A 241-nucleotide genomic window follows, 5' to 3' on the forward strand; every position below is an offset into this window, starting at 1 on the left:
CGCACCGAACTGCGCCACGGCGGCCTGCACATCGTGAAGGCAACGTTCACCGGCCTGCTTGCGCTGCCGGCGCCGGGCCATCGTAGCTGGCGCGAGGTCCTCGGCTTCGGCGGCCTGGATCCTGTCAATCCGGATTGGATTGCGGATGCGTATCGCAAGCTCTCGCGAGAGCGGCATCCTGATCAACCGGGTGGTTCGCATGATGCCATGGCGGAGCTGAACCGCGCCCGCGCTGACGCTC

At 67.2% G+C, this 241-nt stretch carries 1 pseudogene; it reads left to right on the plus strand.

The annotated features are described in order from the left end of the window. Nucleotides 1-241, plus strand: a pseudogene (locus AF337_RS43400) (J domain-containing protein); the annotation flags it as partial.

The sequence above is a fragment of the Rhizobium ecuadorense genome (assembly GCF_001187535.1).
GTDB lineage: Bacteria > Pseudomonadota > Alphaproteobacteria > Rhizobiales > Rhizobiaceae > Rhizobium > Rhizobium ecuadorense.